A 6016-nucleotide genomic window follows, 5' to 3' on the forward strand; every position below is an offset into this window, starting at 1 on the left:
AAATACAAAACTCCGTATGAAGTGTTTTTCAGTGAAATGAGTAAAAGATTAGCTAGCTAATTTAGGTGGAAATTGCACTTGTTGTTGGAATTGGCGAAGATAAATTATAAAACAAAAAGAGATGATTATGAGTTCATGGACAGAATTTTTTAAAAACGACGATTATATGGGTGTTAAAAAATATATAAAAGATGGTGCAGATGTTAATGAAACAAATGAATCTGGTGAACCAGTTTTAGCACTTGCCTTAAAGAATAAATGTGACATGGATTTATTGAAATTATTAGTAGAAAATGGTGCTGACTTATATGATTTTGATGATGAAGGTGTAAGTATATTTGATTCTTCTGTAACATATAATAATATTGAAATGGTTAAGTATATGATAGAGCAGGGGATAGATGTTAATTTTACACAAAGAAGAAGTGGTTTTACACCTTTAATGGCAGCAGCTTCTTATGGAAGAGCAGATATAGCCAAACTTCTTATTGATAATGGTGCAAATCAAGAAGCTGTAGATGCAAAAGGCTTTTCAGCTATTGATTTTGCCAGAAAGATGAATAAAAAAAGTGTTTTGGATGTTTTAGATTATGATAAAAATAGCCCTAAAAACAATGCTTACGCTAGATAAAATTAAAATTTTTTAGTGAAAAAATTTACCTTGATTTTCGTTATCTAAAGGTTTTCTTTTTTCTTTAGCTAACCAGTCTTGAAGAAGTGACTCTACTACTTTACTCAAACTCATTTTGTATCTACTTCTTGAGTATTTCATTGCCTCATCCCATGTACTTCTGTCAATGAGTAGACTTCTTGTAACCTCGTCTTTTGGTTTCATAATATTCCTTACTATATAATAAATTATATAATATCAAATAATCACTTCTTGCGGGCTTAAGAATAGTTTTTGTATAATAATAGAAATTGTCAAAAAGGTTTAAAAAGTGCACTCAAATTTATATATAGCAAGACAGCCAATTTTGGACTATAAAGACAATATAATTGCATATGAGTTACTATATAGAGACTCCAATCAAAGCTCAAATATCAAAAATGATAGACATGCTACAGTAACTGTTTTAAGTAATGTCTTGAATAAGTTTGGTGTAAAAAATCTCTTAGGAGATAAAAAAGCCTTTATTAAAGCAGATAAAAAGTTCTTTATGCATGATGTTGTTCTTTATATTCCAAAAGAGCATTTTATTTTTGCACTTCAAGCAAATATGAACTTTACTCAAGAGTTAGAGCAAAGAATAATGCAGCTTAGTGAAATGGGTTATCTATTAGCTATTAATGATGTAATCCTTACTAAAGAGATATTAGACAAGTTCTCTACGCTTTTAAAGTATATAACATATATAAAAGTGGACATAAATACTCCAAAAAAGAATTTAGAGCTTCTTAAAGATTACAAATTAACAGTTGTATTTACAAAAGTAGAAACTCACAAGATGTATGATAAAGCAAAGGAATTTAATGGTGACTTTGTTCAGGGTTATTTCTTTTCTAAACCAAAGATTTTGGAACAAGAGAAATTTGATCCAAATAGTTTAAAAGTACTCAATTTATGTAATTACATTATGAGTGAGTCAAGTATAGATGCAATAGTTAAGAAGTTTGAAGAAAATCACGCTATATCTTTACAACTGTTAAAGTATGTAAACTCTGGTTCATTTCACTTTAGACAAAGTATTTCTTCTGTTCGTCAAATATTGACTCTTATGGGTAGAACACCTCTTACTCACTGGCTTATGCTAATGGTTTACTCTACTAACCCTGGAAACTCTGCTGAACAAGAAACAGAATCACCACTAGTACAACTTCTAGCAAGCAGAACAAACCTTATGGTTGAAGTTTCAAAACAGATAGAAGATAGCGGAGTAAAAGACCTCTCTTCAAAAGTTTATTTTTTAGGAGTTATATCTCTTCTTGATACTCTGTTTAATGTTAGCATGGATGTGATTTTAGAGGAGTTAAATATTGACTCTGAGATTAAAGACGCTATAACAGATGGTGAAGGTATTCTTGGAGAGATATTTATGTTTGCAAAAAATCTTGAAAAATTTGATATTAAAGCTGTTGAAGATTTTTGTGATAAGTATAATATAGAGACAGAAGATCTAGAGAAACTTACATTTGATGTTATACAAAGTGCAAATGAGTTCGAAAACTCAAGAGACTAATAAATTTTATGCACTTTGTAAAAGCTTAACGAAGTTTTTATAGCTATCTACAACCTCTTGATTTTTTTGGTTTTGTATATAAAACTCTATAGCTTTTTTCCCAAGTCTTGGAATTTCATTTTTAACTGCCCAACTACTTACAGTACCTTCTGGAACTTCTAAAATTTCAGCAAGATTTTTTTGAGTAATAGAAAGTTTACGACAAACATCTTTAACAACATTTCTTTTTATTTTTTTATTTTTTTGAGGTGGTTTAACCATACTCATATTCTTATTCTGAGCTATTATTCTAGATTCATCAGAATTTCTCTCAATCCAATTTACTACCTCAGATGCATTAAGTATCCAATCTCTAGAGTTCAAAGACTTGATGACTTCTTTAGAAAAGTTAAGAGCATATTCTGAGGCAAATTCAACATCACTAAGTTGATGAAGCATTGAAAATGCAAGTTGAATAGATGCAGAGCTATTGTGTCCCCAGTCAAATCCATCTTTTGATTTTGAAAATAGTTCATATTTTACAGGTAGCTCAACTTCTGCGTAAGTAACATACCTACTTCCTAGTAGTGTCTTGTGCCCTTTAAATACATGATTATTTCTAGTTGTCATAATTCTCTCTTATATTTTAAACGTATAGTGCTGGTCACTTCTTTTTGAGTTTATCTCTTTTTTTGAGAAAGAGACTCTATAAACAACATAGCAAGTAACCATAAGCAATAAAAATACCAATAGCCAAACTAACATGATGACATTCCTTGATTTATGATGTATATATATCGACAAAATCTATATTTTATTAATCCTTTTGCCTTTTTTTAGTAAGATGTCACAAATAATTTAAGGAAATTACATGTCTAATGTAGAAAAATTAGAAGAACTGCTTACTAAAAGTGTTATCCCAGATATTGATGAAAGATTAGATGAAATCTTTGAAGAGATAGCTGACAACAAAGATGCTAGTGAAGATTCTAAAGAAGAGATAGAAGAGCTTCGTGAATTTAAAGCTGACTTACAAGATGTTTTAGAAGATATCCAACATGGTGATATTGATGAAGAAGAAGCTAAAGAACTTATAGATGATATCTTAGAAGCTCAAAAGGGTGACGAAGAAGACTTCGGATTTAAAGACGAAGAAGACTAACCTTAACATTCCCCTAACGTAGAAATAATACTATTTGGTATTATTTAATAGTGGAACATATGAAAAACTGGCGAAACAATACTGAGGCTTCCTTGGAGGCAATGGGTGATAAAATCACTCAACATCCAATAAAAATCATCTTTCTTATCATGATAATTAGCTTTGCAATTATCTCAAACTTACCAAAAATCACCATTGACACATCTACTGAAGGTTTTTTACACAAGAGTGATCCGGCTTTAGTTAGATATGAGGCTTTTAAAGAGCAGTTCGGTAAAGATGAAAAGATAATGGTTGTAGTTAAAGCTAAAGATGTCTTTGAGTCTTCATTTTTAAAGAAGACTTAAAGTATATCATTATGTTAGTGATACTATATATATGTTATTTATAGTTATGTTACACTAGTATAACTTAAATTTAAAGGGAAATAATATGAAAAAATTCAACTTAATAGCACTACTTTTTGGTGCATTACTATTCTTAACTTTAGGAGCTACTTCAGTTAATGCGGCAGAAATGGTAGAAAAGGCTAAATCTAGCGTTTCTATGGAAAAAGGCATGAAGTGTGGTGCTGGTAAATGTGGTGGCGAGCAGTGGATAAAAGACGGTAAATGTGGCGCAGGTAAATGCGGTAGCGACATGAAAAAAAGTATGAAAAAAGATACGAAAAAAAGCATGAAGTGTGGCGCAGGTAAATGTGGCGACGATATGAAAAAAACTAACTAAAACTTAGGGTTTTAATACTTATGTATTTTTCTCTCTGCATGAGCATCTATATATTATAGATGCTCGTTCGTAGTTCCACAGCATCCACCAAGTACTTTTACTCCATACTCTTTATATAGTTTTATCATTTCGTCTCCCCAGTCACTAACACTCTCAGACTCTAAATTATCAGCATTTTCAAGTTCACAATGATCAAGAGAAGAAGCATTGGCTAAGAAACCTATCAGTCTGTCAAAAAGTTCTTTAGGTTGTTTCTTAGCACATAAAAATGTTGGGTATGAGCAGTTAACCATATATCCAAGTGGCTTGAGTGTTGTTTGAGAGTCTATTAACTCTATGGCATCTAAAAGAGAAGTGCCATCAAGTATATATCCATCTTTTGATATAACAAAACTGATGATGTACTCAACTCCTGCCTTTTGCATAGCTTTTGCAATTCCAAGAGCTTCTTGAACATTTGGTATAGTCTCAGCTATAAGAAAATCAACTCCGCCTTCTATTAGTTCATTTATTTGCCATGAGTGAAACTCTTGTGCATCTATAGCACTAAGTCCTTCTTGGGGTAGATAGCAATCATTTTTACAGCCTATCAGTCCGCCTATTTTTATTTTATGCGAGTAGTTGGGATTATCTTTTTTTATTTTATTAAGCAAGTGAGCACTATCTATATTAACTGCATGATTTATATCTGAGTTAAAAACTCTAGCTTTATTTGCTCTCCATGTTGGAGTACAAAGTAAGATGGGCAAATCTGCTTTGATAGATAAATCTATGTATGTTTGGTATATTTTTTCAAGTGCTAAAGAGCCTTTTTCATCATATACTAAAGGTGCATTTACAAGTGTTTCATGTAGCTCAACATCTTCAGCTCTTCGCAATATCTCTACAATTGCCATTTCCATTAGTACTAGTTTATTTTCAGATAGTAGGTTTTTCATTTTTTCTCTTTTGTTGAATTAGTATTCCAAAAATAATCATACTCAAACCAATTATTGTTGATATGTAGATAGGTTCTTTTAAAATTAAATAGATAAAAACCAAGGATAAAAAAGGAGATATAAAAATCAGATTTGCTATCTTTGAAATATTTTTTGCACTCTGCATAGCTTTTAACCAAAATATAAAAGTAATACCCATCTCAAAAATTCCAATATAAAAAGCTCCAAGTATGCCTTGAAACTCAACTGCATACAGCTCATTTGTAAAAATAACATAAACTAAAATAATAGGAAAAGCTATTAAAAAATTTGAAAATATTGCTACAAGAGGGTCTACTTTTATCTTTGTGTTGTATATCCAGTAAAAAGACCAAAGAATGGTGCTTAAAAATGCGTAGCTCATACCTTCAAGACTAGAAAAGTCTAAACTAAAAGGTGAACCTTTTGTTGAGATTACAAGAACCCCAAAATAACATATTATGCCGGCTAATATATCTGAAAATGAGAGTTTTTGTTTTAAAATGACAACTGATAAAAAGGCCAACATCAAAGCCCATGTATAATTTATAGATTGTGCTTCTTGAGCTGGAAGTAAAGAATACGCTTTAAATAAAACAAGATAATACAAAAAAGGATTTATAAGACCTAAGAGTAAAGTCATAAAGAAATTCTTTTTAATATGATCTTTAACAAGATGGAGTTTTTTTTGAACTAGTAATATAATAAGTAAAATAAATAAAGAGCTGATACAAGAGTAAAATAGTAGTTGTGCTGGTGTTAAATACTCAAGCGAGAGCTTAAATGCACTAGCAACAGTTGACCATAGAAAAACTGACAAGAAAGCGTATTTGTACGCCACTTTTGAATCATTATCCATATAAATCCTGTAATGTGTAAATTCTCAAGTAGAACTTGAGAATTTAATAGAAATTAGATCGCCAATTCTAAAATCAAGTGCAATTTTTTGAAAGTAAGTTGAAAGATAGGATTAATCGATAATCTGCTAATCTTATTCGACCAAAAACAAAGAA

Annotated in this window: 9 protein-coding genes; 5 read left to right on the forward strand and 4 right to left on the reverse strand. The window is 30.7% G+C overall.

Annotated features, from left to right (window positions below; all coding sequences use genetic code 11):
• The first annotated feature begins 127 nt into the window (after nucleotides 1–127).
• A complete protein-coding gene (locus QZZ48_RS13605) occupies nucleotides 128–631 on the forward strand; it encodes an ankyrin repeat domain-containing protein (protein WP_294966769.1) in 504 nt (167 codons plus the stop codon).
• Between the two features lie 12 nt (nucleotides 632–643).
• Here the strand turns inward: QZZ48_RS13605 and QZZ48_RS13610 are convergent, their stop codons facing one another.
• Nucleotides 644–835, reverse strand: coding sequence for a hypothetical protein (locus QZZ48_RS13610; RefSeq protein ID WP_294966771.1), 192 nt, complete (start codon nucleotides 833–835; stop codon nucleotides 644–646).
• A gap of 106 nt (nucleotides 836–941) precedes the next feature.
• Here QZZ48_RS13610 and QZZ48_RS13615 point away from each other — a divergent pair, with 106 nt between their 5' ends.
• The gene (locus tag QZZ48_RS13615) at nucleotides 942–2180 is read left to right on the forward strand and encodes an HDOD domain-containing protein (RefSeq protein WP_294966773.1); all 1239 of its coding nucleotides are present in this window, start codon (nucleotides 942–944) and stop codon (nucleotides 2178–2180) included.
• A 6-nt stretch (nucleotides 2181–2186) separates the two neighbouring features.
• Here the strand turns inward: QZZ48_RS13615 and QZZ48_RS13620 are convergent, their stop codons facing one another.
• Nucleotides 2187–2789 carry a DUF6166 domain-containing protein gene (locus tag QZZ48_RS13620; RefSeq protein ID WP_294966775.1) on the reverse strand — a complete coding sequence of 201 codons (603 nt, stop codon included), beginning with the start codon at nucleotides 2787–2789 and terminating at the stop codon, nucleotides 2187–2189.
• Nucleotides 2790–3030: 241 nt separating this feature from the next.
• Between QZZ48_RS13620 and QZZ48_RS13625 the strand changes: the two genes are divergently transcribed.
• The 3 genes from QZZ48_RS13625 to QZZ48_RS13635 all read left to right on the forward strand — a co-directional run bounded on the left by QZZ48_RS13625 (nucleotide 3031) and on the right by QZZ48_RS13635 (nucleotide 4047).
• Nucleotides 3031–3321, forward strand: coding sequence for a hypothetical protein (locus QZZ48_RS13625; protein WP_294966777.1), 291 nt, complete (start codon nucleotides 3031–3033; stop codon nucleotides 3319–3321).
• Between the two features lie 59 nt (nucleotides 3322–3380).
• Nucleotides 3381–3668, forward strand: coding sequence for a hypothetical protein (locus QZZ48_RS13630; RefSeq protein ID WP_294966779.1), 288 nt, complete (start codon nucleotides 3381–3383; stop codon nucleotides 3666–3668).
• A gap of 85 nt (nucleotides 3669–3753) precedes the next feature.
• On the forward strand, nucleotides 3754–4047 hold the full coding sequence (locus tag QZZ48_RS13635; RefSeq protein ID WP_294966781.1) for a hypothetical protein: 294 nt from the start codon (nucleotides 3754–3756) through the stop codon (nucleotides 4045–4047).
• A gap of 53 nt (nucleotides 4048–4100) precedes the next feature.
• Here the strand turns inward: QZZ48_RS13635 and QZZ48_RS13640 are convergent, their stop codons facing one another.
• Both QZZ48_RS13640 and QZZ48_RS13645 read right to left on the reverse strand, forming a co-directional pair.
• On the reverse strand, nucleotides 4101–4985 hold the full coding sequence (locus QZZ48_RS13640; RefSeq protein ID WP_294966783.1) for a homocysteine S-methyltransferase family protein: 885 nt from the start codon (nucleotides 4983–4985) through the stop codon (nucleotides 4101–4103).
• A complete protein-coding gene (locus QZZ48_RS13645; RefSeq protein WP_294966785.1) occupies nucleotides 4966–5862 on the reverse strand; it encodes a DMT family transporter in 897 nt (298 codons plus the stop codon). Before QZZ48_RS13645 ends, QZZ48_RS13640 begins: the two co-directional genes overlap by 20 nt.
• Between the last annotated feature and the right edge of the window lie 154 nt (nucleotides 5863–6016).

The organism is Sulfurimonas sp. (genome assembly GCF_016744025.1).
Taxonomy (GTDB): Bacteria; Campylobacterota; Campylobacteria; order Campylobacterales; family Sulfurimonadaceae; genus Sulfurimonas.

What these genes read in the sequence shown, in the direction of transcription:
- QZZ48_RS13605 (WP_294966769.1), top strand. Translation starts at nt 128, where the DNA reads ATGAGTTCATGGACAGAATTTTTTAAAAACGACGATTATATGGGTGTT.
- QZZ48_RS13610 (WP_294966771.1), bottom strand. Translation starts at nt 835, where the DNA reads ATGAAACCAAAAGACGAGGTTACAAGAAGTCTACTCATTGACAGAAGT.
- QZZ48_RS13620 (WP_294966775.1), bottom strand. Translation starts at nt 2,789, where the DNA reads ATGACAACTAGAAATAATCATGTATTTAAAGGGCACAAGACACTACTA.
- QZZ48_RS13625 (WP_294966777.1), top strand. Translation starts at nt 3,031, where the DNA reads ATGTCTAATGTAGAAAAATTAGAAGAACTGCTTACTAAAAGTGTTATC.
- QZZ48_RS13630 (WP_294966779.1), top strand. Translation starts at nt 3,381, where the DNA reads ATGAAAAACTGGCGAAACAATACTGAGGCTTCCTTGGAGGCAATGGGT.
- QZZ48_RS13635 (WP_294966781.1), top strand. Translation starts at nt 3,754, where the DNA reads ATGAAAAAATTCAACTTAATAGCACTACTTTTTGGTGCATTACTATTC.
- QZZ48_RS13640 (WP_294966783.1), bottom strand. Translation starts at nt 4,985, where the DNA reads ATGAAAAACCTACTATCTGAAAATAAACTAGTACTAATGGAAATGGCA.
- QZZ48_RS13645 (WP_294966785.1), bottom strand. Translation starts at nt 5,862, where the DNA reads ATGGATAATGATTCAAAAGTGGCGTACAAATACGCTTTCTTGTCAGTT.